Below are 26,959 nucleotides of genomic sequence, written 5' to 3' on the forward strand. Positions count from 1 at the left end.
TTAATTAAAGCTGAAAACGCAGTAACCTAGACAAATATAGTCCAAATAAAATAGTATTGTCTTGATTTTTTGGATAGTAATATCTAATATTTCAGAGTAAAGAATAAAAAATAGAAAACTCTGCTTTATATCTAAAAAATTTAATTCCAGCGATACAGAGAAGCTAATCCACATGAATGATTTATTGCAGCTCACGGGATTGGGTGGTATACGGCCAGAAGCGTCGGTGTTTCCAAAAGATTTTTTGGACATATTCTAGCATTAATTAAGTCACTTCATAATCATGTTTTTTCCTTTTTATTACAAATGGAAAATTATCTCTATTAAGCTTGGCCTTTGTTTCTTTTTTTTTCTTAGACCCTATTAAAGAAATAATAATCGGAACATATGTCTTTAGTAAGATTAGAAAAAAATAGAATATTACTTGATTACCTTTATTAAAGCTTTTCTGGTGTAATAATTTTGATACCCAAACGAAAATATGTTAAAAAGTCACCTATTCGGTGGGCATAAAATTTATACCTTTCTTAACCCCCGATTTCCAATACAGTGTAGTATAAGTTCTGTTCCCTCAGGCTTCCATCATTCTTCGCTTATTTGCACTAGTTAGAAAATCCAATTGGTAATACCCTAATAAAATAATTAAGTTTTGTAGAGGTGAGTAATTGGGTGCGTAGAAAATAATATCTGCTGCTCAACTCCTATAAAACTTGTATTTCAAGAACTTTAGACAGTTCCTCTTTCTCCGCAAAAAAACCCATGCTAAAAGTCGTGGGTTTTTTGTTTCTGAAAGTATTTTTGGATATAAATTTAAATTAAATACTTCTCACCTTAGAAACTGAGGTTATTATATACTTCTAGATTTTTTTTAACACAGCTTCCTTTTAACTATTATAGTATAATTAACGAAACTTTTTGTTTAACAAATTGTTTAATCATTTAAACATTTATTATTTTTACTACCAAAGAATTTGGTGCATAATCCTATAAATACAATAACATGTTTGGAATCTTCAAAAAGAAAACACAAAAAGAAAAATTACAGGAAAAATATCAGAAACTTCAAAAAGAGTCTTTTAATCTTTCGAGCACCAATAGAAAATTGAGCGACCAGAAAGCATACGAAGCCGAAGAAGTGATGAAACAGCTGGAAAGATTGAAATAATTTGACAATGATAGACGAGAAAAAACCAGATAACGTAGTTTTCAATACTGAAAAACAACGTTATGATGCAGCGCTAAAACCCTACGCAACTTCTCTGGGAGCTCCAGTAATTTCCATAACCCATACCACTTCTTGGAAAAATAGAAGCATCAATAAAGCCAATCATAAAATAAATGCCAAGTATTTAGAATTAAAAGCTGAGTACGAAAAGATGATATCAGAATTTGAGTATAACAGCCTCATTTTTAGCTCTGAATTTAGTTTTGAGCCTGTAATTGGTCAAGTCTATCACCTTTACAAAAGAAAGGAGGGTAACAGTTTTCTGTCCTTAATTGCCCCAGAACAATGTAATTTTAAACATATTGGTAGCTTTTATCTGAATGTGGACCAAACTTGGGAAAAAGTAAATGAACAATGACTGGAGAAATATTAACAGAAAGGCAATTGGATAGAATAATAGAAATGGCATGGGAAGACCGTACACCTTTTGAGGCTATCAAATTCCAATTTGGATTTCCGGAGAAGGAAGTAATTAAAATAATGCGTAGCAATCTAAAGCAAAGCAGTTTCAAACTTTGGCGCAAACGAATCAACAGTGGCGTAAGCACGAAGCACCTCAAAAAAAGGAGTTCAGAGATCAGCCGTTTCAAATGCTCGCGGCAACAAGCAATATCGGGAAATAAAATAAGTAAAAGATAATTTATCCCATCCTATAAAAAATGTATTATCGCAAAAAAGACATCGAAAATTTAGATCGCGTTTTCCGTTTAAAGATGATCTCTTCTTCAATCAGTATTTAAATTTTCCGTTTTGGAAAAGTTTGCAATAAAAATTACTTTTTATGTTTTAAGAGTCTTCATATTTCAATATATTTCTGAAAGAATTCCGTTGTTTCTGAATTATTCCACAAACTATTCTAATTATGAGCAATTACCACATCAAGAATTTAGAAGAATACTTTCAAGTCTACAGAAAATCGGTTCGCGATCCCGAAAGTTTTTGGGAAGAAATTGCAGAAGAAAATTTTATGTGGCGCAAACGGTGGAACAATGTACTCGAGTATGACCTTGCAAAACCTGAAGTTTCTTGGTATAAAGGGGCAAAACTTAACATAACCGAAAACTGCATCGACAGACATATTTATACACGTGGTGACAAAACAGCCATCATTTTTGAACCCAATGATCCTTCTGAGGCTGCAGAGCATATAACATTTAAAGAACTTCACGAGCGAGTTTGCAGGTTTGCAAATGTACTGTTGGAACAAGGTATAAAAAAGGGTGACAGAGTGTGCATATACCTACCCATGATTCCTGAATTGGCAGTTTCTTTGCTTGCCTGCGCGCGTATCGGCGCTATACACTCGGTGGTTTTTGCTGGTTTTTCTGCAACTGCACTTGCTACGCGCATTAATGATTCTGATTGTAAAATGATTATTACCAGTGACGGTTCTTACCGCGGCAATAAAACAATTGATTTAAAAGGTATCGTAGATGAGGCTTTGGAAAACTGCGAAGGCGTAAAAACTGTTTTGGTTGCAAAACGCATCAATAGTGAAATATGCATGAACCCAAATCGCGATAAATGGCTCCAACCATTATTAGATGAAGCCTATCATGACTGTGTAGCTGTGGTTATGGATGCCGAAGACCCCTTGTTTATATTATATACGTCGGGCTCTACCGGAAAACCCAAAGGAATGGTACACACCACAGCTGGTTATATGGTCTATACAGCTTATACTTTTAAAAATGTATTTCAATATCGCGAAAATGATGTGTATTGGTGCACGGCAGATATTGGTTGGATTACCGGCCACAGCTATATCGTTTACGGCCCTTTGGCAAATGGCGCTACAACACTAATGTTTGAAGGCGTACCTTCGTATCCAGATTTTGGAAGGTTTTGGCAAGTTGTAGAAAAACACAAAGTCAACCAGTTTTATACCGCTCCCACCGCCATTAGGGCATTAGCAAAAGAACGGTTGGATTTTTCTGAAAATTATGATCTTTCCTCCTTAAAAGTTTTGGGGAGTGTGGGTGAACCTATCAACGAAGAAGCTTGGCATTGGTATGATGAAAACATTGGGAAAAGAAAATGTCCCATTGTAGATACTTGGTGGCAAACTGAAACGGGCGGGATCATGATTTCGCCCATTCCTTACTCAACACCCACTATTCCCACATATGCCACCCTGCCATTGCCGGGAATACAACCTGCACTGCTGGATGAAAATGGCGAAGAGCTAAAAGGCAATTTGGTGAGTGGACGTTTGTGCATCAAATATCCGTGGCCCGGAATGGCAAGAACTATATGGGGCAATCATGAACGGTACCGTGAAACTTATTTTTCAACTTTTGAGAACAAATACTTTACAGGAGATGGCGCACTGCGTGACAGCACGGGCTATTACCGAATCACAGGCCGTGTGGATGATGTTATAATTGTTTCAGGACACAACTTGGGCACTGCGCCTATTGAAGACGCAATAAACGAACATCCGGCAGTGGCAGAAAGTGCCATTGTAGGTTTTCCGCACTATGTGAAGGGAAATGCGCTTTATGGATTTGTAATATTAAAAGAGGTTGGAGAAAGCCGCCTGCACGAAAACCTGAGGAAAGAGATAAATCAAATCATTACAGAACATATTGGACCCATTGCCAAATTGGACAAAATACAATTTACTACAGGTCTGCCAAAAACCCGAAGTGGAAAAATAATGCGCCGCATCCTTAGAAAAATTGCCGAAAGGGACACTGCAAATCTCGGCGATATCACTACGTTGCTAAACCCAGAGGTTGTACAGGAAATAATAGAAGGAGCGGTTTAATAATTTTCTTAAAGTCAACCAAAAAAATGCTCCACCAAAAAGAACTTTTAAATTAGATTTTCTCTGTTGGGTCTTAAAAAAGGCTTGACGTTTTTTAACTGTTTATGTTTTGTTTGTATAAATATGGTTCGAAATGGGTCAAAGAAAAGTGTATATAAATCAATGGAAAAATAATTGTTTGAATACCTTTAAAAATTGACAATTAATGAATTATAACCCATTTAACCTCTTCTTTATGCTCTGGACCGTCCTTTTCCTATTTTTATCAGTGGTGGCTGCCGTTCTTGGTTTTTTGGGATTGGGGTTTGGCCCAATTGAACCCGCCAAAACTGTCTTTTATGTTTTTGGCGCCTGCTTGTTGATTTCTCTCTTTATGCAAAGAAGAAAAAAAAAGCGCAAAAGCTATTATGAATAATTTTAAAGAGATTTTAAAAGACCGCTTAAAAAAGGCGGCTTTTTTATTAAATTCATCTCCCTAAAACGTTATTAAGCACTACCTTACCTAATGGAGAAGCATATAAGTTAAAAAAACTATTACTAAGCAATATTCCATTCCAATTGTAAATAGTATTTTGGCCTAAAAATAATTTCCAAATGAATTCTATTCAAGTAAATTCCCTGCCCTTAAAAGATGTAATTAGGGACATTGCCCAAGTTTTTAATATTTCACATACCGAAAATTGCGGAGAATATTTATTGCAATTGCCCCCTTCAGTTGGCGAGGGCACTATCCGCGGCATTAACTTTGATGGCGGCTTGGGTCTTATCCAGTACGATTGTATCTTTAATAAAGACTTTGAAATTCACTTTGTAGTAAACAATGTACACCCTCTTAAGTTCCTCTATACTGTTAATGGAATTCTTCATCATCGCTTTGAAAATGAGGAAGAACTGCACGAAATAAACCAATATCAGAACGCAATTGTAGCCAGCAGTAAACACAATGGGCACGTTTTGTTTTTTAAGGCTGAAGAAAAAATAAAGGTTAACAGTCTTGAAATAGACCGGGAGAAATTTCAAACTAAGATGGAATGTGATATAAACAGCCTGGACGATGAACTAGAAAAACTGTTCAAGGATATAGAAGCCAGCGGCGCTTTTTATTACAATGGAAATTATAGTTTAAATATTGCAGACATTTTAAACCAGATGATTGATTTTACTGCCGAAAATTTTACGCGAAAACTGTTTTTGGAAGGCATGGCGTACCAAATTTTAACCCATCAAATATTACAATATCAAGACGACAAAATGGATGAGGGCAACCGCACCTTGCTTCGCTCTTCAGAGTTAAAACAGATACATATGGCTTCCAGTTTAATCGAGAACAACATTTCCCAAATACCCACTGTGGAAAATCTGGCAAAAGAAGCTGGCTTAAATATCAATAAATTACAGGAAGGGTTTAAAAAGCTTTACGGTTCTACCGTAAACAACTATGTGCAGAAAAAAAGATTAGATGCCGCCTATAATTTATTAACCAAAACCGATTTAAGCATTTCAGAAATTGTAAACGCCATTGGGTTGAGCAGCAAAAGCTACTTCTCAAAAATTTTTAAGGAGAAATATGAAATCTCTCCATCAGATTTTCGGAAGAAACACAGAAATCAATAAAAAAAACCCCGAGCAAAATAGTTTTGCACGGGGCTTCTCTTCTTCATAGCAATTCTTATTGAGGCTAAAGTAGCAAAAGCATTTTAGTAGTTTTAACTCATATGAAGAAATCTTTGACCCAAAATATATTTTATTGAATAGTTAAAAAAGAAAACCCTTCCCTGCAGCGAGGTCGGGAAGGGTTGAACGGTTACTATTTGTAGGTGCAACCGCTATTTCCAATTTTTTATTTCTTTTTCAAGTTCTGCTTTTGAGTTTCCGGTTGTAGTTTCCAATCCTTTTAAAGTATCTGAAAATGATTCGTCCTTATATTCAGATGTATTTATATTGATCTTGTATTTTTTTTGAAAATCAGTCGCAATTTTTCGCCATTTTTTTTCCAAATAATCGCCACCACTGCCCGAATCTTCTTCATTACTATTTTCTGGATTTTTTACATAACTTTCTTCGTCGGAATGGTTATGGTGCTCACTTTGCGCACCTTTGCCCACACTATGTTTTGGATTTCCGCTTTGCTCACTCATAATTGAATATATCCTTGACACAATTGCCAAATTATTAAATATTACTATATTATATTAACGCATATTGTTTAAATAATACCACATTAAGCATAATTTTATCTAAATTTATCAACCACATTTCTATTTTATATCCCCGCAATTAGAAACCCCTTTCTCATTCTGGTGATTAAGGGGTTTCACATTATCCATTTGCACAGATAAAATTTTTTCAATTTTCTTAACCTATTCTTCCTCCTCTTCGGGATGACGCTGGTTTTGAGGTCTGTTTTGCGGATTCCTCTGTTGGTTTGGCTGTTGATTTTCAGGATTCCACTCTTGGTTTTGATTTTGTGTACTCATAGCAAACTTGTTTTAAATTAATAAATCATTTTCTTTTCACATTTAAATTTAGCTAACCAATAAACTTCTGAAAGCCAACAAAACCATAAAATTGAAATGGCATACGTTTTTTTAACTATACATTATCCTAAAAAACCAATTTGTTGGCAGTTCTTTAATAAAATAGCAAAACAGTTGTCGCATTTTAATAATCAAACCCTTTCGGTATAACTCAACGGTGTTTTTGTATCTTTGCGGTTTTAAATTTTGAACCATGTACACTAACGCTTTACAAGCCATTTCCCCGATAGACGGTAGATACGCCTCAAAAACGGCAAGCCTTATCCCTTATTTTTCTGAAGAAGCCCTCATACGTTACCGTGTACAGGTAGAAATTGAATATTTTATAGCTTTGGTAGAATTGGAACTTCCCCAATTAATTGATTTTGATCGAAGCATTTTTTCCCAATTAAGAGACCTCTACCTTGAATTTACCGTTCAAGATGCAGTTAAAATCAAGGAAACCGAAAAGGTAACAAACCACGATGTAAAAGCCGTTGAATACTTCATAAAGGAAAAGTTTGATTCTTTAAACCTTCAGAAATATAAAGAGTTTATCCATTTTGGCCTGACTTCACAGGATATAAACAACACTGCCATTCCACTTTCGCTTAAAGATGCCATAAACAACGTGTACGTTCCGCTTTTGGAGGAAGTTAAAAATAAATTGAAATCACTTTCCGAAGAATGGGCAAAAGTTTCCATGCTTGCGCGAACGCACGGCCAACCCGCTTCCCCAACACGTTTGGGTAAAGAAATAGAAGTTTTTGTGGTGCGAATTGAGGAACAGTTTGATTTGATGAATGATATTAAAAGTGCCGCGAAATTTGGTGGCGCCACAGGCAACTTCAATGCACACAAAGTAGCCTATCCCGATATTGATTGGAGAGCGTTCGGAAAGAAATTTGTGCAGGATAATTTAGGGCTGCACCACTCCTTTCCTACCACCCAGATTGAGCATTACGACCACATGGCAGCTCTTTTTGATTGTTTGAAACGAATCAACAATATTTTGATTGATCTGGACAGGGATATTTGGACCTATGTTTCAATGGATTATTTCAAACAAAAAATTAAAAAAGGTGAAGTAGGCTCCAGCGCCATGCCGCATAAGGTAAACCCTATAGATTTTGAAAACAGTGAAGGAAACTTGGGGATTGCGAATGCGCTTTTTGAGCATCTCTCGGGAAAACTTCCTATAAGTAGATTGCAACGCGATCTTACCGATAGCACGGTTTTAAGAAATATTGGCGTTCCCATTGGGCATACGCTTATAGCTTTTCACTCTACTTTGAAAGGTCTGAACAAGTTATTGTTGAACCAATCAAAATTTGATGAAGATCTGGAGAACAATTGGGCTGTTGTGGCAGAAGCCATCCAAACCATTTTAAGGAGAGAAGGCTATCCTAATCCTTATGAGGCGTTAAAAGGATTGACGCGAACCAATGAACGTATTAACCAAACTTCCATTGCAAATTTTATTGAAACGCTAGAAATACCTGAAAGTGTTAAACAGGAAATGCGAAACATCACCCCATCAAACTACACTGGAATTTAGATTCTTGAATATAAAAAAGGCTTCATCCAAATTTAAGGAAGAAGCCCTTTCTTACTATTAATCAACTACTTTAATCTTTAAAAATTTCTCCGAAACCTTTTAGTTTAGAGACGTCCAAATCACCCCGCTCTGCAGATTTCATAAGTTTTAGCATTTGATCTGGACGCATATTATCTCCCAACAATCTAAAAACCGCAAAGCCACGTGTATCATCAATTGCAAAAACAATTACCTCGTCTATGGCGTCTTCTTCACCCATATATTTTAAGGTAGCATTCCAATCGTTGCTTTTTATCCGGGTCAATTCTTTGTATTGCTCTTGATCCAAAATTGCCTTAAGTTCTTGGCGCTCTTTTACATAATCTGCAGTGTCACCTTCAATAATAGGGTAAGCCACCACATTTACTTTTTTTATAGTGTTCAGTATATCCTTTTCTTCTTGGGTGAAATTGCTGGTGTTTCCTTGAAGCAAACTAGCAGCGATGTCCATCTTTACGAACTTGTCATCATCCTGTTTTTCTACTAAATACTTCTGCAAAGACTTGTCGCTACAGGAAGTTAGGGCTATTGCAGTTAGCGCTAAGACCATACAATATTTTACCAGTATCATAATTATTGTTTTTTCTTTTTATCGATATTCTTCAGTTCTTCGCTACCGGGAACCTTCAGGTCCTCAGTAAGCTTTGAAATTTGTTTTAAATCGATATTTCCAGTGATGCTCATTATAATGGTTGTAGGTTTTCCGTCCACAATTCCGTCCATATGCATCAATAGTTCGCTTACAAAGTTTTCGTTCTTACCTTCTTTGCTGTAAAATTTAATATTTCTCCCATCCTCCTTTACGCGCATCAATTCACCCAAATTCTTAGAGGTTGAAATATATTTTGCTACCGCAGCATCCATTTTTGAAGACACTACAGGGTTATCTGTTGTAAAAATCTTGATGTTTTCTAAATCGTTCACCATTTTCAGATATGCTTGTGCTTCCGGGTCGGTGGAATTAAGGTCCATTTTGCTCAAAAGTTTGAACATATTTTTGGTAACTACCACAGCGGTTACGTCCTTTTCGTTTTCAAAGGAATCAAACGCGTTCTGTGACCAAGAAACCATTGGTGCTATTGCCAGTGCTATTATTATTGCTGCTTTTTTCATCGTTTATAAGGGTTATTAAGTTATTGTTTGTTTTTAAAGGTTATTATTCAAAAATTCTATCTTTTGTTTTTTCAAATTGACTTACATGTGTTAGCTGTTGTGTCCCTTTGTTTAAATTTTCAGAAAGCAATAACATTGCTTGCTTGCTTTTTTCAAACGCTGCCAAAGCTTCTTTTTCTTCTTGTGAATACTGCGGTTGCGAAAAGAAGAAAGTACCCACGCCAAACGCTACCACAAGCATTGCAGCTACTCCATACCACCAGGTCTTGATTATTTTCTGCTTGGATGTTTCGGGTAAATTAAAAGCTCGGGTGGATTGTTCTGCTTTTGCGGCTTTCAATCCTGCGAAAAGGGGTTGGTACTGAAGCAAGTCACCGGAAATCTTTTCATTATTGAAATAGTTCTCCAGCAATTTTTCTTCTGCAAGGGTGGTTTCGCCTTCAAAATAGGCTTCAAGTATTTGTTTTATATTAGCTGATTCCATAATTATAATTTTTTATCATTGCATCCCTAACTGCTTTTCGGGCCCGGGATAGTGCCACTCGTATTGCTGTTTCATTACTATCAAGCATCTGCGCAATTTCAGAAAACTCAAATTGTTCTACATCGCGCAGTTGGAGTACAATACGCTGCTGTTCTGGCAGAGTTTCCATTATCTTAAAAACCATTTCAACCCCATCATTTGCCTCAATTTTTTTTTCAATATTTTCGGAAGTCTGATAATTGCTGTGCACAATTTTAAGGTTTGAGGCCTGTTTCGATTTCAAACGATCCAAGCAGTAATTCTTCGTCATTGTGATTGCAAACGCTTCAGGATTATTATAGTTTTCAATATTTTGTTTTCCATTCCACAATTTCATAAATACTTCCTGCACGGCATCCTCAGCTTCATCTTTTGATATTAAAATTCGCTTTGCCAAACGGTACAATTTATCTTTAAAAGGTATTACTAAAGCAATAAATTCAGTCTTTTCCATTTTTTGGTTTGGTCATTGGTTTTGGTGCCGTCTATTTAAATGACGAACAGGTTCTATTTTTGTTACATTGAAATTTTATCCATGAATTTTCGACAAAATTTGATACTGAATAAAGACTCGGATTACTTTCCACTAAAAAGCATATTTTTACCTTTACAATATAATCCCTAATTTACCTGTTTAAAAGAATACTTAATAAAACCTATCTATGAAAAGAAAAATTTTCATTTCCCTTCTAACTATCTCGGTACTTTTTGTTTCTTGTTTTGAAGATGCGGACGATAATTTTCGATCGGCATCCACCCTTGATATTCAAAATTTTATTTACCGAGGGTTAAATTATTATTACCTCTATAAAGCCGACACTCCTGAACTTGCTAATGATGCCTTTGCAAACCAGGAGGAATTGGAGGATTTTTTAAACAATTATGACACCCCAGAATCCCTCTTTGATTATCTATTGTCGCCACAGGACCGCTTCAGTAACCTTTACAGTGATTTTAGGGTAATAGAAGATGCCCTAAGCGGAATTAGCCTAAGCAATGGAATGGAATTTGGCTTAGTATATTATCCCGACGGTAGTGGGAATGTGTTTGGTTACGTACGCTATGTTTTACCAAATACTGATGCCGAAGCGCAGGGGTTAGAGAGGGGCGATATTTTCACAACCATAGACAACCAACAATTAACCGAAAACAATTTTAATGATTTGTTAGCGCCAAATAGCTATACAATTGGACTTGCAACATATGATGGTTCAAATTTTGTTCCAACCGGTGAGACGGCCTTGCTAAACAAAACCCAATATAACGAGAATCCAGTTTACAAAGTAAAAACGCTGGATATTAACGGTGAAAAGATAGGATACATAATGTATAATGCATTTACCCGAGATTACGAGGTGGAACTCAACAATGCTTTTGCACAACTAAAATCTGAAGGCGTAACCAATTTGGTTCTGGATTTGAGATACAATGGTGGTGGCTCGGTAGAAACCGCAACCGACCTTGCCAGCATGATTACGGGGCAATTTAACGGACAAGTATTTTACAAAGAATTTTGGAATGAAGATCGGCAGGCCGAAAACGCACAGGATGGTCTGTTTGATAGTACCATTAGCAACGGATCAGCCATAAACAGTCTTAACTTGGCCAATGTATATATTCTTACTACCCAAAGAACAGCTTCTGCAAGTGAGTTAGTCATAAACGGTCTCGATCCTTATATCAATACTGTCCAAGTGGGTGATACAACTACTGGAAAATTCCAAGCCTCGTTTTTGCTTTATGATGCTCCAGCACCTGCTTTTAGTAGACAATATGCAGACCCATCTCATTATTACGCCATGCTTCCTTTGGTTTTCAAGACTGCAAACGTGGCAGGGAATACTGATTACGTAGAGGGTTTATTTCCAGAGATTCCATTACAGGAAAATTATTTTAATTTGGGTGAATTAGGAGATGAAAACGAGCCTTTATTGGCCGCGGCCCTATTTGAAATAGCAGGAAAACCCTTTCCAGTAAAAAGAGAAGTTCCAAAACTTAAAGAGTTTACAGATAGTAATGCAAACTCCCCTATCGATGGAAAAATGATTGCTAATCAATAATATTATAATTAATTAGCGCCCATTAACCGTCGGTTAATGGGCGCTTTAAATTTATTTTATTCTAATGAATATTATTCATTAAAATAAATTCCTCCCGGCACAATTCCCGTTTGGAAATCTTGAATCTGTTGGTTGGTAGAAAGGTCATATATTTTTAAAGACCCTCTACTCGCAAAATCGTCTGCATCTGTAACATACAGTAATCCATCCTTTGCTTCCAAAGCATAGAAAAAGCCATTGACAATATCGTTTCCGGGTAAGGTTATAGAACCCATGTTTAGCTTATATACTTTTCCGTTTAAAGAGTAAAAAAGATTGCTTCCATCCATTGTTAAACTCGATGGATGGTCTGTATTTCCAAAAGTGTATGTATTTAAAACTTGGTTGTTTGAAAGGTTTATTTCCACAAGAGAACCGGCCGTTTCATTACCAGTATAACTTGGGTTTCCTCCACACAAAACAAACAAGGAATTACCTGAAACCCCCATGGAGTTTGGAGCATCACCTACCGTAATTGTACCTTCAAGTGTATTGCCAGAAATTATGGAAATTAAATTGTTCTGTCCAAATCCTCCGTGATGGGCTACATAAATTTTATTATTATAGGATACTATACGCTCTGGCCCAAAAGAAACTGGAATAGTGGATGACACTGTATTGTTACGCAAATCTACCACAGCAACAAAATCATCAGCGTTGTCGTTGGGATCTCCCCAGTTTGTTATATACCCTCTACTTCCATCGGCCCCCATAAAGTAACGTGGATTATTAATTCCGGTTTTTATTGAATCAACAGCTTCAAAGGAATACCTGTTAGCAATCATAATTTTGTTTGAATTGTTTACAACAATATAAGCGTTGTCATCCTGAAACCCCATGGATTGGACTACATTGCCCAATTCGGTACCATTTACAGTTCTGTAAATATTTTGCGTGACAGTACTGTAATCTTCAGAAATGAATGTGATATTTCCACTTCCGTTTCCAAAGGGCCCCTCATTGGTTACTAAAATTCCCTTTTCAAAAGCCGCGGGTACGTATTCTGCCTGGCCATCATCGTCATTGCTACAAGACACAAAAAATAGAGCTGTAATAGCTAAAAAAAGTATTTTATTCATCATTTTCATTTTAATTATATTTTAAAGTTTAAGAATATTTCGAAATTTCGCGAAGGCATGGGTCTAAAAGAAACATTTTCATAATAGGTGTTGAAAACATTTTTAAGTCTTCCTCCAAAAGTGATATTTGGTTCAAAAGGTAATTTATATTCTGCGCCAAAGTTGAAAACAGTATAACCCGCAACACTATCACTATTGTCGGTTGTGGTATAAGCTTTACCATTACACAAACCTTGAGCGTAAACAGCAAGCTTTTTATAATTATATTGTAACATTCCACTGGCTTTATGGAAGGGCACGTAGATTAGCTGTTTTTTCTTTTCCAAATCTTCCGCCTGCGTATAGGAATAATTTGCGTTGAAATCCAATGTTTGGTCTTTGCTTAATTTAATAAAATAACCAACAACTGCCTCAAGACCATAATTGGTTGTTTTTTGGATATTCACAGGTTGCCAATGGCCTCCATTTCCGGGGATCCATTTTATTAAATCCTCGGAAAAAATATAATAAGCCGCAACATCGACATTAAAATTTCCAAATGAAAATTCCTGTCCAAATTCCCCTTGATACGAAGTTTCCGGTTGCAATTCAAGATTTCCGCCTGCGTACCAATACAAATCGTTGAATGTAGGAACACGGTAGTTTTTTGAACCATTTAATCGAATTCCATAACGTGGAGAGATTTTCCACTTTGCATCTGCAGAAAAGAGCCACGGATTTTCAAAATCATTCAAAAACTCTTTCCGTAGATTCAATCCATAACTGAAATTCTTAGATACCCTATGATTCAACAAAAGTACTGTAGCCAGCGTTTTTCGGTCATTTTTTCCCACATTAGTCCCTTCAGCAGTGATATAATTATACTCCAACTTTCCATTAACGCGTAACTTCTTCAGAAGAAAAACCTCTGCTTGAAGGTAACTGACAAATGTATTGGCGCTTCCTTCGTCATAAAATGATTCTTCACTATCGGGGAAGTAACGGAACTGTTCAAAGAGATGTGCCGCAGCAATTTTTGTCTGAAATGCTCCCAATTTTTGCTGTATCTGCCAAAGATTCCGCGTAGCGATGTCTATATAGGCATCTTTCCCAACCGTATTTAAACTTCCTGAAAAGTTTCGATCGTTATAGATATATTCCGAATTCCAGGTTGCCACGCCATTCTCCAGTTTTCGGGCTTCATTTATTTTTGCTGAAAAACGTAAAAATTCTCCGTGATTGTTTTTTTGATTTTTTCCCACATAATCGTAATCGTTATCTGAACTGATAAAATCCACACCTACATTCAAATAATGATTGCCCCAGGTATGTGTAGTACTGACACTGCCCCCCAAAGTTGCAAAACTTCCAAAGCGAAGGCCAAGCTCCGTGGTATCTATTTTTTTAAAAGAAAAAGTATTATTTAAATGAATACTGCCACCCACGGCACCACTGCCGTATTGTACCCCACCACCGCCACTTCTTATTGAAATTTCATCATAGTTTAATGGAGAAATTATATTAAAATCGGTCTGCCCGGTGAAGACCGAATTTATATTGATTCCGTTCCAAATTATGGCAGTCTGGGCGGCATTTGTTCCTCGAAAGGAAGGAGAGGAAACCATACCATATCCGTTCTCCTTAAAATAAATTGTAGAATTATACTGAAGTGTTTCTGTTAGTGAACTAGCATTTCTCCCCACAATGGAATCATCAAGTTTTTCAAGTTTAAAACCTTTTGAAAAATGTACGAGTTTAGAATCGGTCAGCATAACTTCGAGCAAATGCTGAATACTATCCAATTGTGCATTCGCAGAAATGGAACACAGAAAAATAATCAAAATAATATGGAAACCTATTTGCTTCATAATTCAACCTTTATCCCGAAAGTTTGATATTTTATGTTATGAATAAGGCAGGTCTCCTGGCTTGTCTTTTGTGCAACCTTCCCATCCGCCAAATGCGAACAGTGGTGTTTGAAGCATGCACGCCCAAAAAAATCTTTGGGACGACTTACAGTTGCGGGAACAGCTTCGGATTTTAACCGAATTCCCTTTTAAGAGCTTTTCCCAATACGAAAAACAGCTCACCAAAATTCATTGCAAAAATAGGTTTTAAAAATTAGTTCGCCCAAACAAAACCATTATTTTTGAAGATGCAAAAATTTGTTTTCCTCTTAAGTTTTTTACTTTTTTTCGCGGCTTGTAGAAACAACAGCGACGCTCCCAAATTATCAAAAAGCGAATCTCAAAACCAAAGAATGGTTGAGGTTATATATGCAAAGGGATTTGAAATTGAAGATCAGGGAAATATAAAAGTAATAACATTGAAAAACCCTTGGCCGGGAACTGACAAAACATTTAAATATGCTTTAGTTAAAAAAAACAGTCCCCTAAAAAACCCTGAAAATTATGACGCCGTGGTTGAAGTTCCCGTGAAACGAATAGTGGTCACCTCTACTACCCACATCCCCTCTTTGGAAATGCTCAATGAATTGGAAACCATAATCGGTTTTCCAAATCTGAATTATATTTCTTCAGAAAAAACACGAACAAAAATTTCTGAAGGAAAAATTTCTGAGATTGGTAAAAACGAAGATTTAAACAAAGAGATTTTAATAGATTTGAACCCCGATGCAGTGATTGGTTTTGCCGTGGAAGGAAACAATTCTGCCTATTCAACCCTTCGAAAAGCGGGGATTCCCGTGCTTTACAATTCAGATTGGACGGAAACTTCACCATTGGGAAAAGCAGAATGGATCAAGTTTTTTGGCGCTCTTTTCGACAAAGAAAATGAAGCAGACAGTATTTTTAAAAATATTGAAACTGAATATCTTTCTGCAAAAAAAATAGCTTCCGAAGCCAAGGAAACACCTACTGTAATAAGTGGCGCAATGTATAAAGATGTGTGGTATATGCCCCAGGGCGGCAGTTGGGGAGCACAGTTTATAGCTGACGCAAATGGCGATTACCTTTGGAAAGACTCTGAAGGTACCGGTAGTTTATCATTAAATTTGGAGTCTGTTTTAGAAAAAGGCCACAACGCCGACATTTGGATTGGGCCGGGACAATTTACCAGTCTGGGTGAGATGAAAAACGCAAGTCAGGCCTATTCTCAGTTTAAAGCCTATAAAAATGGAAAAGTGTATTCATATAGCATGAAAAAAGGTGAATCGGGTGGAATTGTTTATTATGAACTGGCGCCCAACCGCCCAGATTTGGTATTGAAAGACCTCATTAAAATTTTACATCCACAATTGTTGCCCGATCACGATATTTTCTTTTTTGACCAACTTCAATAATGCAAACAACAGCAGCATATCGGGTTCAGTTTATGTTACTATTGTTAGTGCTCATTGCAGCTTTTTTGCTGAATTTAAGCATGGGCTCGGTCTCTATTCCATTAGATGAAATAATTTCAGTTTTTATAGGAAATGGAACCTCAAAAGAAACTTGGCGCTATATTTTAATGGACTATCGCTTACCAAAAGCAATTATGGCAATGATTGCCGGCGGTGGCTTGGCAATTTCTGGATTATTGATGCAAACCTTATTCAGAAATCCTTTGGCTGGCCCTTTTGTTTTAGGATTGAGTAGCGGCGCAAGTTTAGGCGTCGCATTTTTAATTTTGGGAGCCAGTGCATTTGGAGGTTTTTTTGGAACATTACTATTAAGTCAGTGGAGCTTGGTAATCGCTTCCGCATTGGGGAGTTTTTTGGTGCTGCTTGCTGTGCTTGCTGTAACTTTCAGAATAAAGGATACTATGGCAATATTGATCATCGGGTTGATGTTTGGCAGCGTAACAACTGCTGTGGTTTCTGTTCTGTCCTATTTCAGCAATGCAGAACAGCTGCAACAATACATTTTTTGGAGTTTTGGAAGTTTGGGAAACCAATCATGGCAAGGTGTTATGACTTTAGCAATTTGTTTTTTGGCAGGTTTGGGGTTAAGTATTTTTAGCAGTAAATCATTGAACGCATTACTTTTAGGTGAAAATTATGCAAAAAGCATGGGGCTTCATATTAAAAAAACCACTTTTATAATAATTCTCGCTACGAGTATTCTTGCCGGAAGCATTACGGCCTTTGTGGGACCCATTGCCTTTGTTGGGCTAGCGGTACCTCATTTGGTACGGCAATTTTACAAAACCTCAAACCATTTGGTCTTAATGCCGGCCGTATTGGTCTGTGGTGCTTTATTAATGTTAATTTGTGACACGGTGGCGCAATTGCCGTTCAGTGAATTTACATTGCCTATAAACGCTATCACTTCGCTTATTGGCGCACCAGTTGTGATTTGGCTTTTGGTCCGTAAACGAAAACTTTTCTTCTAAATGGATCCAAAGGAAAAAAATATAATTCTGGAAGCACGAAACCTTTCTGTGGGGTATGTGAAAAAAGCAGGCAATCTGATAGTTGCCGATACAATCGATTTTTCAATTGAAAAAGGAGAATTAGTCGGTTTGGTAGGAGCGAACGGAATTGGCAAATCTACATTACTGCGAACCTTAACGGGAATGCAAAACCCATTAAAAGGTGAAATATTTTTAAATGGAAAAAATTTAAACGAATATCCCTCATTTCAATTGGCGACACAATTAAGTGTGGTTTTAACGGAAGCGCCAGCCTCCAAAAATCTGTCAGTTTTGGAAATGGTCTCGTTGGGAAGACAACCTTATACCAATTGGATTGGCTCACTTTCTGAAAAAGATAAAAACGCAATTCAATTTGCGTTAAATGCAACGGAAACTGAAGTTTTGGTTAATAGAAAATGTTTTGAACTGAGCGACGGCCAAATGCAACGTGTGGCAATAGCGCGGGCATTGGCACAGGACACGCCAATAATTATATTGGACGAACCTACAACGCATCTGGACATTTATCACCGTGCCTATATTTTAAAATTACTGAAGAAGTTAGCTTCCGAAACACAAAAAACAATTCTATTTTCAACCCACGAAATAGATCTGGCCATTCAACTCACCGATAAAATGTTGATAATGGCAAAAGAAAAAACATATTTTGACGACCCCTGCAAACTGATTGAATCAGGTAGATTTGACTCACTTTTCCCGAAAGAAACCATAGATTTTGATGCAAAAACCGGACGGTTTACCATTCGGAAATAAGTATCTTTACTTTAAAATTTATTGCAATGAACGAAACATTTCTTTTCCTATTACTCGCCGCTATTTGCATTTTAATTGGTGCATTTTTGGGTAATTATTTTGCGCGTTTAAAAAGCAAAACCGAAACAAGTAAACTTGAGGAGCGCCTTGAGAATGCACAACTGCAAGCGGAAAAACTCAATGAACGTTTTGAAACCACTCTACGCGAAAAAGACGAAATAAGGCACGAAAAAGAGCAAATTAATATGTTGCTCACGCGCCGCAATTCAGAATTTGAAAATCTTGAAATCCGCAACCGTGAACAAAAGGAAGAAGTGGAAAAACTTCAGAAGAAGTTTACAAAGGAATTTGAAAACCTTGCCAATAAAATTTTGGATGAAAAATCGACCAAATTTTCAAAGCAAAACAAAGAAAGTCTTGAGATAATTCTGAATCCACTTCAGGAAAAAATAAAGAGCTTTGAAAAGCGCGTGGAAGACACCCACAAAGAAAGTATTGATCGCCATGCGATGCTTCGCCAGCAGATTATTGGGCTAAAAGAACTAAATGAGCAAATGAGCAAAGAGGCTACCAACCTGACCAAAGCACTTAAAGGTGACAGCAAAATACAAGGAAATTGGGGCGAACTGGTTTTGGAACGTGTACTCGAAAAAAGTGGTTTGGAAAAAGACCGTGAATATTTTGTGCAAAACAGTTTTACTACTGATGAAGGGCGCCGTGTTTTACCGGATGTGGTATTGCATTTGCCCGATAACAAAAAAATGATTATTGACTCCAAAGTGTCATTAGTTGCTTATGAACGCTTTGTAAATGAAGATGACGAAGACCAAAGAGCTCGTTTTTTAAAAGAACACGTTAACTCACTTAAAAAGCACATTGAGCAATTGAGCGGCAAAAACTATCATACTCTCTATGAAATAGAAAGCCCTGATTTTGTTTTGCTCTTCGTACCCATCGAGCCCGCATTTGCGGTCGCGATTAACCAGGACAACAATCTTTACAATTGGGCTTTTGAAAAAAATATTGTAATTGTTACTCCATCCACGTTATTGGCAACCTTGCGTACAGTAGATAGCATGTGGACCAACGAGAAACAACAACAGAATGCTATTGAAATCGCAACACAAGCTGGTAGATTGTATGATCAATTCGTAAATTTAACTGAAGACCTCATAAAAGTGGGCAACCAGTTAAATACGGTCAAAGGCAGTTATGATAGTACGATGGTAAAGCTTACGGGAAAAGGAAATTTAATTTCTAAAGTAGAACGATTAAAAAAATTGGGATCCAAAGCGAGCAAACAAGTAAATGAGAAACTACTTAAAAAGGCAGAGGAAAATTTTGACAACAAATAATTTATGAAAAAAATATTATTCATTATCCTCGGCAGCCTTTTAGCGCTTTATTTGCTTTATTTCGCTTTTGTGTACTTTGTTCCTTATAGTGAAGGAACCAGGGCTGGAGAACTTATTAAGTTTAGTCATAAAGGCGTAGTGGTAAAAACCTGGGAAGGAGAAATCAGTCAGGGCATTAGTGGTGCTCAGATTTTTTCGTTTTCAGTTTTGGATCAAGAAAAAGATGTAATTGAAAAACTAAAAGAGTATCAAGGCAATTATGTTAAAGTAAGTTATGTGGAACGCTTTACCACTTTCTTTTTTTGGGGCGACACTAAATATTTTATTAACGATGTTGTAAAAGAACAATCCCCACATTTTAATCGTCAATAGAATCTAAAATTTTATTTTTTTGCTATTTTCAGCGTAGTCTGCAGATTATTTGAAGTGACTTTTACAAAATACAACCCGCTGTTCATGCGGCTCATATCTACTTGGGTTATATTCCCAGAGCCTTTTCCTTCTATGACCAAACTTCCCAACACGTTATATATTTGGTAGCTATCCACTTTAAACAATGAAGAAATAGTAAATTCATTCTTTACTGGATTGGGATAGAAATTGAGGTTTTTTACAAACTTATCAGAAATTGACATTGTCGGCTCCACACTAATCGTCCCAAACATAGACCCTGGATGAAAGTTGCATCTGTATTCATTGGCTCCCACAACGCTAAATGTAAAAGAATACTGAGTACCCATACCGCTCAGGGTGCCACTATCAAAAGTTTGAACACTACTGCCCGGTACGCTGCTGACTGTATGAGAGACATTATCTGTTAAAGTCCATCTAACAGTATCACCCGTTTCAATAGTTACACTTGCAGCGGAACCATTTATACCTATTGCCCAATCCAGGTCGAATGTGGCTTGGGAGTACAAACAATTAATTACAAAAAAAGCAATCAAGGTTGTAATTTTATTCATAATTGATAGTATTAGCAGGTTATAGTATAAATTTACAAAAAAAATTAACGACTTATAGGCAATATTCGCAAAAACAGTCTATTACTTGCTAAGATACATTTTTCTTCTGGCGTAAAGATCATAAAAAGCATCATCCTTAAGGCTATCTATAAAAAGGATACTTTCGCCCGTACTTTTCATTTCGGGGCCTAATTGCTTGTTTACATTTGGAAATTTATTGAAGCTGAAAACCGGTTGCTTTATGGCAAAACCCTCCAATTTTGGATTAAAGTCAAAATCTGTAACCTTGTTATGTCCCAGCATTACTTTTGTGGCGTAATTCACATAGGGCTCGCCGTATGCTTTCGCTATAAATGGAACCGTTCGCGAGGCACGTGGGTTGGCTTCAATAATGTAAACCTTATCGTCTTTTATAGCGAATTGAATATTGATTAGTCCAACAGTATTTAAGGCTTTTGCAATTTTCTGTGTATGGTCTTTAATCTGTTGCATCACAAATTCACCAATATTGAAGGGAGGCAAAGTTGCATTCGAATCACCCGAATGTATTCCGCAGGGCTCAATATGTTCCATTATTCCTATAATATACACATTTTCACCATCGCAGATAGCATCGGCTTCCGCTTCAATGGCGCCATCGAGATAATGGTCAAGTAATAATTTGTTATTTGGAATTTTACGAAGCAAATCAACAACATGCTCCTCCAATTCCTTTTTGTTAATCACGATTTTCATTCCCTGTCCGCCCAAAACATAGGAAGGACGAATCAAAAGAGGGAAATCCAATTGGTCTGCGAGCGCCAAAGCCTCCTCGGTTGATTCAGCTACGCCAAATTCCGGATAAGGAATGTCGTTCTCTTTCAAAAGTGTGGAAAAACTTCCGCGGTCTTCTGCTAAATCCAGTGATTTATAGGTTGTTCCAATTATATTTATTCCGTAACGATCTAGCTTTTCAGCAAGCTTTAAAGCCGTTTGGCCACCCAACTGAACGATTACCCCTTCGGGCTTTTCGTGGCGGATGATGTCGTAAATATGCTCCCAGAAAACGGGCTCAAAATAAAGTTTGTCGGCAACGTCAAAATCGGTGGAAACAGTTTCTGGGTTACAGTTTATCATTATGGTTTCGTAACCGCACTCCGCAGCGGCAAGTACGCCGTGCACACAGCAATAATCAAACTCGATGCCCTGACCAATTCTGTTCGGGCCCGAACCGAGGACAATTATTTTTTTCTTATCGGTTACTACGCTGTCGTTTTCCGAATAGGCTTTTTCGCCTTCTTTTTGCATTTCATTTTCAAAAGTGGAATAATAATACGGTGTTTCCGCCTTAAATTCCGCAGCGCAGGTATCCACCAATTTATACACGCGCTGAATATTCATTTCCTCACGTTTTTTGTAAACTTGGCTTTCCAAACATTTCAGCATATGTGCAATCTGGCGATCTCCGTAGCCTTTTTGCTTTGCTTCAAGCAATAATTCCCGAGGTAGTGTTTCAAGGGTATATTTTGAAATTTCCTTTTCCAATAGAAACAGCTCTTCATATTGACGAAGGAACCACATATCTATTTTTGTGATTTCGTGAATTCTACTTAGCGGAATTCCAATCTGTATCGCATCATAAATTACGAAAACGCGGTCCCAACTTGCGTTTTTCAGTTTATCGAGAATCTGCTCGTAATTCGTGTAACTTTTTCCGTCGGCACCAATTCCGTTTCTTTTGATTTCAAGAGATTGCGTGGCTTTGTGAAGCGCTTCCTGAAAGGATCGACCAATACCCATCACTTCCCCCACCGATTTCATTTGAAGTCCTAAAGTACGGTCGGAACCTTCGAATTTATCAAAATTCCAACGCGGTATTTTTACGATTACATAATCTAAAGTTGGCTCAAATAAAGCCGAGGTTGATTTTGTAATCTGGTTGCTTAATTCATCCAATCTATAACCAATTGCCAATTTCGTGGCGATTTTGGCAATAGGATATCCCGTTGCTTTTGAAGCCAAAGCCGAAGAGCGCGACACACGAGGGTTAATCTCAATTGCGATAATATCTTCTTCTTCATCGGGGCTAACTGCAAACTGAACATTACAGCCACCAGCAAAATCCCCTATACTCCGCATCATATGTATTGCCATATCACGCATTTTTTGATACGTACGGTCGCTTAAGGTCATTGCTGGCGCAACTGTTATAGAGTCGCCCGTATGTATTCCCATCGGGTCCATATTTTCTATTGCGCAAATAATAACAACGTTATCATTATTATCACGGAGAAGTTCAAGTTCATATTCCTTCCACCCCATCATCGCTTTGTCGATCATCACTTCATGTATGGGTGAAATTTCCAATCCGTAAGATAGCAACTCGTCAAAATCTTCTTCTTTATAAACAATTGAAGCTCCCGCACCGCCTAAGGTGTAAGACGCCCTGATTACTAATGGAAAGCCAAACTCCTGAGCAATTTCCTTTCCTTGAAGATAAGAATTGGCTGTTGCCTGTGGCGCCATTTTTACCCCTATTTTTTCCATTAACCCTCTAAATTCCTCTCTGTCTTCTGTAATGTTAATTGCGTTGATGTCAACACCTATTAACTTTACTCCAAAATCTTTCCAAATTCCTTTTTCATCCGCTTCAATACATAAATTGAGTGCTGTTTGCCCGCCCATCGTTGGAAGTACTGCATCAATCTGCGGGTGTTCTTTTAAAATTTTTACAATTGATTTTGTGGTAAGCGGCAAGAGGTAAATATGATCAGCCATTGATGGATCCGTCATAATTGTTGCCGGGTTGCTATTTATCAAAATGGTTTCAATTCCATCTTCACGTAAGGATCGCAATGATTGTGAACCAGAGTAGTCAAACTCACATGCTTGCCCAATAACAATAGGGCCTGAGCCAATAATAAGTACAGATTTAATGGAGGGATTTTTCGGCATTTTTTTTATTTTTTCAGTGTTGCGAAATTACGAACCAATAGGGTATAAAAAAAGGTGTTGCTCAGTTAAACAACACCTTTTATATATAACTTATCAACATTATTTTTTGTGACGGGATTCAGAAGATACAGAAAGTCTCTTTCTACCTTTCGCTCTGCGGGCAGCCAATACTTTTCTTCCGTTTACAGAAGCCATACGCTCTCTAAAACCGTGTTTGTTTCTTCTTTTTCTTTTTGATGGCTGAAATGTTCTTTTGCTCATTTTAGTATTCTTTAACTTCCGTAATATCCTTTTTAAGAACCTTTGGGTACTACCTCAAAAGTCGGGTGCAAAAATACAACAAGTTTTTACTTAGGCAAACCTTTTTTTGAAAAATATCTAGATTTTTTTTTGGTCTCAAAATTAATTTTAGCCCATCTCTTTTAGTTTTGAAATTATTTCTTGCAGAAGTCACAAAACCTTAAAAAAAGTCTTTAGATTTCATACCTTTGCAGCCCATTATAAAGATGAGACATGTTCAATAAAAATATAAAATTAGTATTGGCTGCATTAGTTATTGGCGCAGCGGTCTGGCAATTCATCGAGACAAATATTGGCAATGGCATTATGCTAATTCTGCTTTCTTTAATTTTTGTTTTCCTCTATTTTAAGAATGAAATAATATTGCTCGCTTTTCTGCGCCTTCGGAAACAGGATTTTCCCGGAGCTAAAAAATGGCTAGATAAAATAAAGAACCCGAGTGCGGCATTGGTCCCAAAACAGGAAGGTTATTACAACTACTTAAATGGTTTGATGATTTCGCAAACCAATATGGTAGAAGCTGAGAAATATTTCAAAAAAGCCGAAAAATTAGGTTTAAACATGTCTGCAGATATGGCAATGACAAAATTGAACCTTGCCGGAATCGCAATGACCAAAAACCGCAAGCGTGAGGCGGAACAGCTTATGGGCGAAGCTAAAAAACTGGATAAGCACAATATGTTGGACGACCAGATAAAAATGATGAAGCAGCAAATGAAAAAGATGGGGCAGCCCAGACAGCAATTTGGAAAAGGCGGTCGTGGAGGCAGAAGGTTTTAATGAATTTCTCAAAAGGCTTATTTTGCTTTCATACACTTAAACGATTTTAGAGAGCCTTTTATCGAATACAACACTGTTAATCAACTAAATAGACTACCTTTGCCCAAAGCTTTTGCTTATGGGTATAAAACTACTTTATCTCTTCTTATTGGTTTCCTTCTCAGCACAATCACAGATTGGGCAAGAAAGCTATTTCTCCGAAGCGATTGGAAAAAACATAAGAAAATATACGAAAAATTCACAAATGGCCTATGCCGAACAGGATTTTGAACGTGCAGAGTTTTTATTTGATTCCCTTATAAATAATGTAATTAATGGAAGTTATCTGGACAATTTTAAAGTTCGAAAACTTTCCGGCAGAAAGATTGAGCTTTATAAATTTGAGAAGCCAATTTTTTTGATGACGTATGCTTCTTGGTGTACCCCTGGGGTGGGTGAAATTCCAGCCTTGAACGAAATAGCTGAAAAACATTATAAAGACATTGACTTTGTGGTGCTTTTTTGGGACTCAAAAGAAAATGTTCGAAAATCTACCCGCGACTACTCCAAGAGGATCAATATAATTTACGTGGATGAAAAGGAAAATACCAATGACCACATTGTGGAAATAATGAAGCACAGTCTTGGCTTTCCCACTTCGTTTTTTATTGATGAAAATAAACGCATTGTAGATGTAAGGCGTGGCGTATTGCATCCATATAATGAAAAATATGAAATTTCATTTGAACTTAACTACAATTCGTTTTTAAATGGCATTTCGCTTCTGAAGAACTTAGGAGACGAAGAGAAAGAGCACTTCGCTTCAAAACAAAACCCATAAAAGAATAAAACTTTTATGGGTTTCGATTATTGCAATAAAATACTGTTTATTGATAATATCCTTTCTCTGGAATTTCGATAAAATATTCCTTCCCCGAAGCATTTTTCAAATAAGTGTCCCTAAGCCATGGATTGTGAAGTTTTAAAATTTTATAATTTATTCCGTAAGGCTTTACCCATTCAGACCAATCCTCTACCGGCGTATCTACTTTTACGGTGTAGGTTGGGATATTTGTGTACAAATCCTTTTCCCTAAAGTTGAAACCATATTTTTGGGGGTTGCTCATGATTTCTTTCAAGGCCAAAATCCTAAAAACGTATCTACTAGTTTCGGTATTCAACAATAAGTCGTAATAGCTTGTTTCTTTCTGTCGGTCGATCTGCTTATTCATACCACCAACACCTGCATTATATGAAGCTGCGGCCATAGTCCAACTTCCAAATTTCTCTTTTGATTTTTTTAAATATTCAGCTGCTACCATCGTGGCTTTTTCTAGGTTGTAGCGTTCATCCACATAATCATTGATTTCTAGGCCATACTCCAATCCAGTTCCTTTCATAAAATGCCAAATTCCTGAAGCTCCAGCTGGAGAACTTTGGTATTCCAAACCGCTTTCTGCTACCGCAAGGTATTTGAAATCGTCCGGCAGTCCGTATTTTTTCAATAACGGTTCTATCTGTGGGAAATATTTATGGGCGCGCTTAAATAGCAGCAATCCATTAGATTGCCAATATGTATTTACCAATAATTCCCTATCAAAACGCTCCCGAATATCGGGATTATTAAGCGGTACCGGTTCACCTGCGAAATCTAGCTTTTCGGGAATTGGCAACGCATATACATTGTAATCATTAACTAATTTCTTTTCAAGATTTGCATCTGTGGGGGTATCCTGCACTGCATGAATGCTAAGGGCACTAACCACAACAATCATTACTCCCAACCCTATCTTACCTATCATTTTCATAAAATCATATTTTCAATAAAGATACTTAATTCATCAATTTTTTTATTGATCAAAGAATAGATTATTTTTAAAAAATTTCCAAAAGCTTATGCGAAATTTCCCTTCCTTTATTTAAAATCATTATATGCGTTCCACCTTTTATAACCTCACACCCATCAATATATTTTATGGGAAACACCATATCCTTATCGCCATGGATGTGGATCACATTTTTTAATTTATCTTTTCTTTCCCAAGTTATCATTTTTTCGAGCGCCCAATCCAGATATTGCTTATTGCGAACGTGCAAATATTCCTGATAGAGAGACAAGCGCTTTTTGGTTTTGGGACCAATGGAATATTTGGTCAAATCGTCTGCACTTAAAACCAAACTTGTGGGGATTAATTTATAAGCCTTTGTAAAACTTGCGAGCTTCATACGTCGAGGCAGTTCATTTTTCGATTTTACACTGGAAATAATTATAAGTTTTCTCAACTTTAAAAACTGGTTCATTTCCTGTACCACCACGCCACCAAATGAAACCCCTATCAAGACCGCATCTTTCTCCTTTATTCGGCGCGCCATTCTTTTGGCATATGCTTCCAAACTTTCACTTTTCTCTGGAATCAACCATTCCAGAATGTGGACTTCATAGCTCTCAGGAAAGTTAATATTCCGAAAAATTTCACTTCCAGCCGCCATACCTGGAACAAAGTAAACATGTGTTTTTATAGAATTCATAAGTCTTTTGTGAAGAAAATGGCAAAGCCCAAAGATTATTCGTAAATTTACGGGTACAAAGATAGAATTATAAAACTGTTTCTTTACAA

At 36.9% G+C, this 26,959-nt stretch carries 26 protein-coding genes and 1 riboswitch; of the genes, 14 read left to right on the forward strand and 12 right to left on the reverse strand.

The annotated features are described in order from the left end of the window. Positions 1-1,000: 1,000 nt before the first annotated feature. The 5 genes from JK629_RS14545 to JK629_RS14570 all read left to right on the forward strand — a co-directional run bounded on the left by JK629_RS14545 (position 1,001) and on the right by JK629_RS14570 (position 5,609). Positions 1,001-1,165: a Lacal_2735 family protein gene (locus tag JK629_RS14545; RefSeq protein ID WP_202336328.1), complete on the forward strand. Its 165-nt coding sequence runs from the start codon at positions 1,001-1,003 to the stop codon at positions 1,163-1,165. A 7-nt stretch (positions 1,166-1,172) separates the two neighbouring features. Then, on the forward strand, positions 1,173-1,583 hold the full coding sequence (locus JK629_RS14550; protein ID WP_202336329.1) for a DUF2452 domain-containing protein: 411 nt from the start codon (positions 1,173-1,175) through the stop codon (positions 1,581-1,583). Then, positions 1,580-1,864, forward strand: coding sequence for a TIGR03643 family protein (locus tag JK629_RS14555; protein ID WP_202336330.1), 285 nt, complete (start codon positions 1,580-1,582; stop codon positions 1,862-1,864). Before JK629_RS14550 ends, JK629_RS14555 begins: the two co-directional genes overlap by 4 nt. A 223-nt stretch (positions 1,865-2,087) precedes the next feature. After that, positions 2,088-3,995 (forward strand): acetate--CoA ligase, encoded by a 1,908-nt coding sequence (acs, locus tag JK629_RS14560; protein ID WP_202336331.1) that lies wholly within the window; start codon positions 2,088-2,090, stop codon positions 3,993-3,995. Between the two features lie 594 nt (positions 3,996-4,589). Then, entirely contained in the window at positions 4,590-5,609 is a 1,020-nt protein-coding gene (locus tag JK629_RS14570; protein ID WP_202336333.1) for a helix-turn-helix domain-containing protein, read from the forward strand. 212 nt (positions 5,610-5,821) lie between these two features. Here the strand turns inward: JK629_RS14570 and JK629_RS14575 are convergent, their stop codons facing one another. Beyond that, positions 5,822-6,133 (reverse strand): hypothetical protein, encoded by a 312-nt coding sequence (locus JK629_RS14575; RefSeq protein WP_202336334.1) that lies wholly within the window; start codon positions 6,131-6,133, stop codon positions 5,822-5,824. Positions 6,134-6,725: 592 nt separating this feature from the next. Here JK629_RS14575 and purB point away from each other — a divergent pair. Beyond that, positions 6,726-8,069 (forward strand): adenylosuccinate lyase, encoded by a 1,344-nt coding sequence (gene purB, locus JK629_RS14580; RefSeq protein WP_202336335.1) that lies wholly within the window; start codon positions 6,726-6,728, stop codon positions 8,067-8,069. Positions 8,070-8,139: 70 nt separating this feature from the next. Here purB and JK629_RS14585 read toward each other — a convergent pair whose 3' ends face one another. From JK629_RS14585 to JK629_RS14600, 4 genes are read right to left on the reverse strand one after another with little or no spacing between them, the layout of a single operon-like run. Then, positions 8,140-8,679 carry a DUF4252 domain-containing protein gene (locus JK629_RS14585; RefSeq protein ID WP_202336336.1) on the reverse strand — a complete coding sequence of 180 codons (540 nt, stop codon included), beginning with the start codon at positions 8,677-8,679 and terminating at the stop codon, positions 8,140-8,142. Between the two features lie 2 nt (positions 8,680-8,681). Next, positions 8,682-9,221, reverse strand: a complete 540-nt coding sequence (locus tag JK629_RS14590) for a DUF4252 domain-containing protein (RefSeq protein ID WP_202336337.1) — start codon at positions 9,219-9,221, stop codon at positions 8,682-8,684. 43 nt (positions 9,222-9,264) lie between these two features. Next, the gene (locus tag JK629_RS14595; RefSeq protein WP_202336338.1) at positions 9,265-9,705 is read right to left on the reverse strand and encodes a hypothetical protein; all 441 of its coding nucleotides are present in this window, start codon (positions 9,703-9,705) and stop codon (positions 9,265-9,267) included. Then, positions 9,692-10,198, reverse strand: coding sequence for an RNA polymerase sigma factor (locus tag JK629_RS14600; protein WP_202336339.1), 507 nt, complete (start codon positions 10,196-10,198; stop codon positions 9,692-9,694). Before JK629_RS14600 ends, JK629_RS14595 begins: the two co-directional genes overlap by 14 nt. A gap of 208 nt (positions 10,199-10,406) precedes the next feature. Between JK629_RS14600 and JK629_RS14605 the strand changes: the two genes are divergently transcribed. Beyond that, a complete protein-coding gene (locus JK629_RS14605; RefSeq protein WP_202336340.1) occupies positions 10,407-11,804 on the forward strand; it encodes a S41 family peptidase in 1,398 nt (465 codons plus the stop codon). Positions 11,805-11,875: 71 nt separating this feature from the next. Here JK629_RS14605 and JK629_RS14610 read toward each other — a convergent pair whose 3' ends face one another. Continuing rightward, the gene (locus tag JK629_RS14610) at positions 11,876-12,925 is read right to left on the reverse strand and encodes a YncE family protein (protein ID WP_202336341.1); all 1,050 of its coding nucleotides are present in this window, start codon (positions 12,923-12,925) and stop codon (positions 11,876-11,878) included. Positions 12,926-12,936: 11 nt separating this feature from the next. Next, complete coding sequence (locus tag JK629_RS14615) at positions 12,937-14,769, reverse strand: TonB-dependent receptor (protein WP_202336342.1); 1,833 nt, start codon at positions 14,767-14,769, stop codon at positions 12,937-12,939. Between the two features lie 29 nt (positions 14,770-14,798). Next, positions 14,799-15,011: riboswitch (cobalamin riboswitch) on the reverse strand. A 150-nt stretch (positions 15,012-15,161) separates the two neighbouring features. Here JK629_RS14615 and JK629_RS14620 point away from each other — a divergent pair. The 5 genes from JK629_RS14620 to JK629_RS14640 are packed head-to-tail and all read left to right on the forward strand — an operon-like array spanning position 15,162 to position 19,755. Beyond that, on the forward strand, positions 15,162-16,202 hold the full coding sequence (locus JK629_RS14620; RefSeq protein WP_317193647.1) for an ABC transporter substrate-binding protein: 1,041 nt from the start codon (positions 15,162-15,164) through the stop codon (positions 16,200-16,202). Next, complete coding sequence (locus tag JK629_RS14625; RefSeq protein WP_202336344.1) at positions 16,202-17,233, forward strand: FecCD family ABC transporter permease; 1,032 nt, start codon at positions 16,202-16,204, stop codon at positions 17,231-17,233. The genes JK629_RS14620 and JK629_RS14625 overlap by 1 nt, the downstream gene beginning before the upstream one ends. Next, positions 17,234-18,028: an ABC transporter ATP-binding protein gene (locus JK629_RS14630; protein WP_202336345.1), complete on the forward strand. Its 795-nt coding sequence runs from the start codon at positions 17,234-17,236 to the stop codon at positions 18,026-18,028. 26 nt (positions 18,029-18,054) lie between these two features. Then, positions 18,055-19,383 carry a DNA recombination protein RmuC gene (gene rmuC / locus JK629_RS14635; protein WP_202336346.1) on the forward strand — a complete coding sequence of 443 codons (1,329 nt, stop codon included), beginning with the start codon at positions 18,055-18,057 and terminating at the stop codon, positions 19,381-19,383. A 3-nt stretch (positions 19,384-19,386) separates the two neighbouring features. Then, positions 19,387-19,755 carry a 6-phosphogluconate dehydrogenase gene (locus tag JK629_RS14640; RefSeq protein WP_202336347.1) on the forward strand — a complete coding sequence of 123 codons (369 nt, stop codon included), beginning with the start codon at positions 19,387-19,389 and terminating at the stop codon, positions 19,753-19,755. An 11-nt stretch (positions 19,756-19,766) separates the two neighbouring features. Here JK629_RS14640 and JK629_RS14645 read toward each other — a convergent pair whose 3' ends face one another. The 3 genes from JK629_RS14645 to rpmH form a co-directional block, all read right to left on the reverse strand. Then, on the reverse strand, positions 19,767-20,348 hold the full coding sequence (locus tag JK629_RS14645; RefSeq protein ID WP_202336348.1) for a T9SS type A sorting domain-containing protein: 582 nt from the start codon (positions 20,346-20,348) through the stop codon (positions 19,767-19,769). Between the two features lie 81 nt (positions 20,349-20,429). Continuing rightward, positions 20,430-23,282 carry a carbamoyl-phosphate synthase large subunit gene (carB, locus tag JK629_RS14650; RefSeq protein WP_202336349.1) on the reverse strand — a complete coding sequence of 951 codons (2,853 nt, stop codon included), beginning with the start codon at positions 23,280-23,282 and terminating at the stop codon, positions 20,430-20,432. A gap of 99 nt (positions 23,283-23,381) precedes the next feature. Next, positions 23,382-23,543 carry a 50S ribosomal protein L34 gene (gene rpmH, locus JK629_RS14655; protein WP_202336350.1) on the reverse strand — a complete coding sequence of 54 codons (162 nt, stop codon included), beginning with the start codon at positions 23,541-23,543 and terminating at the stop codon, positions 23,382-23,384. Between the two features lie 252 nt (positions 23,544-23,795). Here rpmH and JK629_RS14660 point away from each other — a divergent pair, with 252 nt between their 5' ends. Both JK629_RS14660 and JK629_RS14665 read left to right on the forward strand, forming a co-directional pair. Next, on the forward strand, positions 23,796-24,362 hold the full coding sequence (locus JK629_RS14660; protein ID WP_202336351.1) for a DUF2892 domain-containing protein: 567 nt from the start codon (positions 23,796-23,798) through the stop codon (positions 24,360-24,362). A gap of 118 nt (positions 24,363-24,480) precedes the next feature. Beyond that, complete coding sequence (locus JK629_RS14665; RefSeq protein WP_202336352.1) at positions 24,481-25,182, forward strand: TlpA family protein disulfide reductase; 702 nt, start codon at positions 24,481-24,483, stop codon at positions 25,180-25,182. A gap of 46 nt (positions 25,183-25,228) precedes the next feature. Here the strand turns inward: JK629_RS14665 and JK629_RS14670 are convergent, their stop codons facing one another. After that, positions 25,229-26,149 carry a lytic transglycosylase domain-containing protein gene (locus tag JK629_RS14670; protein ID WP_202336353.1) on the reverse strand — a complete coding sequence of 307 codons (921 nt, stop codon included), beginning with the start codon at positions 26,147-26,149 and terminating at the stop codon, positions 25,229-25,231. Positions 26,150-26,216: 67 nt separating this feature from the next. After that, complete coding sequence (locus JK629_RS14675; protein ID WP_202336354.1) at positions 26,217-26,870, reverse strand: alpha/beta fold hydrolase; 654 nt, start codon at positions 26,868-26,870, stop codon at positions 26,217-26,219. Between the last annotated feature and the right edge of the window lie 89 nt (positions 26,871-26,959).

The organism is Aequorivita iocasae, assembly GCF_016757735.1.
Classification (GTDB): Bacteria; Bacteroidota; Bacteroidia; order Flavobacteriales; family Flavobacteriaceae; genus Aequorivita; species Aequorivita iocasae.